3 protein-coding genes are annotated in these 3061 nt (G+C 76.0%); 1 reads left to right on the top strand and 2 read right to left on the bottom strand.

Translation table 11 applies throughout. From position 1 onward, the window contains the following. Positions 1-131: 131 nt before the first annotated feature. Positions 132-1499: a sensor histidine kinase gene (locus ACTUAL_RS02390; RefSeq protein ID WP_096496405.1), complete on the bottom strand. Its 1368-nt coding sequence runs from the start codon at positions 1497-1499 to the stop codon at positions 132-134. Positions 1500-1607: 108 nt separating this feature from the next. Between ACTUAL_RS02390 and ACTUAL_RS02385 the strand changes: the two genes are divergently transcribed. Next, a complete protein-coding gene (locus ACTUAL_RS02385) occupies positions 1608-2162 on the top strand; it encodes an AMIN-like domain-containing (lipo)protein (RefSeq protein WP_440899116.1) in 555 nt (184 codons plus the stop codon). A 64-nt stretch (positions 2163-2226) separates the two neighbouring features. Here the strand turns inward: ACTUAL_RS02385 and ACTUAL_RS02380 are convergent, their stop codons facing one another. Then, positions 2227-2895 carry a response regulator transcription factor gene (locus ACTUAL_RS02380; protein WP_096496407.1) on the bottom strand — a complete coding sequence of 223 codons (669 nt, stop codon included), beginning with the start codon at positions 2893-2895 and terminating at the stop codon, positions 2227-2229. Positions 2896-3061 lie beyond the last annotated feature (166 nt).

Below are 3061 nucleotides of genomic sequence, written 5' to 3'. Positions count from 1 at the left end.
GTTCTGGTCGGGATGTGGGCTCGGGTCGGGGCGCTGGCTCGGGGCCGCGGCTCGGGATGGTGTGCGCGGGGTGGTGTTCTCGGGATGGTGCGCGGAGTGGTGTGCGTGCGGGGTTCGGGGGTGTTGTGGGGTCAGGGGGTCGGGCGGGTTCTCAGGCGGACCGTCGCGGTCAGGCCGTTCGGAGTGGCTTCGGTCAGGGTCAGGGCGCCGCCCGCCGAGGTGATGAGCTCGGCGCAGATCGCCAGGCCGAGGCCGGTTCCCGCGATGTTCTGGTGGCGGGGCGAGCGCCAGAAGCGGCTGAGGGCGTTCGCGCGCTCCTGGTCGTCCAGGCCCGTGCCGTTGTCGGTCACGTGCAGCTCCACGTCCTCGCCCGCCGTCCCGGCCCAGATCCTGATCTCGGTGGCGCCGGACAGCCGGATCGCGTTGCCCACCAGCTCGTCGAGCACGCTGCCCAGGCCGCCCGGCGGTTCGAGCACGCGCAGACCAGGGGGGACCTCCACCCGCAGCGCCACGCCGCCCGCCAGCGCCCGCCAGCCGGGCGCGTGCGCGGCCAGCAGCGGGTCGACCTCCACCGGTTCCGCCGACGACGCGCTGTCCAGGCGGGTCGCGGCGAGCAGGGCGTCCAGGACCCGGCCCATCTCCTCCGCCTCCTCCACGGCGATCCGCTGCGCCTCGCGGCCCGCGTCGTCGCGGACGTGGTGCTCCAGGTCGTCCACCGCCAGCCGCAGGCTCGCCAGCGGGTTGCGCAGCTGGTGGGAGGCGTCCGAGACGAACGCCCGCTGGCGGCGCAGCGCCCGCCCCACCACGTCCACCATCGTGTTGAACGACGCCGCCAGCCTGCGCAGCTCCGGCGGGCCCCCGACCTCGTCCACGCGCGCGTCCAGCTCGCCGCCCGCGACCGCCGCGGTGGCCTCGTCCAGGCTGCGCACCGGGCGCAGCACCCACCGCGACATCGGCCACGCCACCGCGACCGCGCCCAGCAGCGGCAGCAGGCCGAGCAGCGCCAGGAGCCCCCACTGCCGGGCCACCTCGGCGCGCAACCGCCCGGTCGGCGAGATCGTCACGACCGCCGCCACGACCTCGCTGTCCCGCCCCACCGGCTCCACCACGACCAGGTCGCGCCGCTCCCACGGCCACACCGACGGGTCGCCCTCGCCCCGGTAACCGCTGAACGCCGCGTGCAGGCCCGCGCGCACGGCCGGGTCGCTGCGGTCGAACGGGGTCCGGGACTCCACCAGCGCGGTGCCGTCCGTGCCGATCAGCGCCGCCGGGATGCCGTAGAGCTGGTCGTAGCGCACCAGCTCCTCGCGCAGCGCGGTCAACCGGTTGGAGGCGAGCGCGTTCTCCGCGAGCGAGGCGAACCGGCTCGCGTCGCCCAACCGGTCCAGGTAGGTGGCCTGGCTCTCGCGCTGCACGACGGAGAACGCCAGCGGCACGCCGAGCGCGCCCACCAGGCCCACGAGCAGCGGCACGATCAGCGCCAGCAGTCTCCGGAACACGCCGACCTCCGCCGGGGGACACGGTCACGGCCCGGTGCGACCTGGGCGCCGGGCGCGCGTTCTTGAAGCTCGGGCGCCGGGAGCGGCGCCCGACGAGAGGGGAGAGCCATGCTACGCAAGACGACGGCCGCGCTCGCCGTCCTGGTCGGACTGGGCCTCGCGCCCGCCGCGACCGCGAGCGCGAACGCGGTGAGCGCCGGGACCACCACCGCGAACTGCGCGGTCGACTGGGGGTCGCAGGACCAGCAGTCCGCCGACACCTCGCCCGGTCCGCTGGTCGACCTGCGGGCCGGGCAGCAGGAGTGCTTCGACCGGCTGGTGTTCGACATCCCCGGTGGCGGGGCGGGCGAGGGTCACCTGGTCGGGTACCGGGACGTGATCCACGCGGACGGCAGCGGCGAGGTGATCCCGCTGCGCGGGGGCGCGAAGCTGCTGGTGGTGGCGCACTCGCCCGCGCACGACGACGACGGCGCCCCCACCTACACCTTCGCGGACCGGTCCGAGCTGGTGGACGTCACCGGCTACCGGACGTTCCGGCAGGTCGCCTGGGGCAACTCGTTCGAGGGGCGCTCGACCGTCGGGCTGGGGGTGCGCGCCCGCCTGCCGTTCCGGGTGTTCACCGGGCCGGGGGGGCTCGTGGTGGAGGGCGCGCACTCCTGGTGACCCCGCGCTGAGGACCGCCCCCGGCCGGACCCGGGTGGAGCAGCTCCACCGGGGTCCGGCCTGGTCACGGGGTGACGACGATGCGGTAGCCGACGCCGCGCACGGTCTCGATGCGGACCTCCGCGCCGAGCTTGCCGCGCAGCGCGGCGATGTGGGTGTCCAGGGTGCGCGACGGCGCCTCCCAGTGCGCCTTCCAGACCTGGTCGACGATCAGGTCCCGGCTCACCACCGACCCCGCCCGGCCGACCAGCAGGGCGAGCAGGTCGAACTCCTTGCGGGTCAGCGCCAGCGGGCGGCCTGCCACGCTCGCCTCGCGGGTGGCCGGGTCCAGGGTGAGCGGGCCCAGCCCCAGCGCCTCGGAGCGGCCGGACCCGGCGCGCGCGTCGCGGGTGCGGCGCAGCACCGCCTCGATCCTGGCCAGCAGCTCCGCCGTGCCGAACGGCTTGACGACGTAGTCGTCGGCGCCCGCGCGCAGGCCCAGCACCCGCTCGCGCTCCTCGCCGCGCGCGGTCACCGCGATCACCGCGGTGCCCCGCCGGTCGCGCAGCTCGCGGAGCACGTCCAGGCCGTCGCCGTCCGGCAGGCCGAGGTCGAGCAGCACGACGTCGACCGGGGCGGCGGCGAGCGCCGCGGCGGCCGACGCCGCCCGGTGGACCTCGTAACCCGCGTGCCGCAGTGCGGTGAGCAGACCACGCGCCACCCGGTCGTCGTCCTCGACGACGAGTATGCGCACGTCGGTCTACTCGTCCGGCTGCTTCTGCTTCGCCGGGTCCTCGGCGACCGGGGTGGCCGGAGCAGCCGTCGAGCCCTCGGCCTTCGAGTCCTGCGCCGTCGGGTCGGCCGAAGCGGAAGCCGAAGCCGTGGTCGAAGCCGGAGCCGTGGTCGAAGCCGGGTCCGCC

This window comes from Actinosynnema sp. (assembly GCF_052038725.1).
Note: the sequence above shows the minus strand (reverse complement) of the source record. Positions and strands in the feature narration are given on the sequence as shown.

What these genes read in the sequence shown, in the direction of transcription:
- ACTUAL_RS02385 (WP_440899116.1), top strand. Translation starts at nt 1,608, where the DNA reads ATGCTACGCAAGACGACGGCCGCGCTCGCCGTCCTGGTCGGACTGGGC.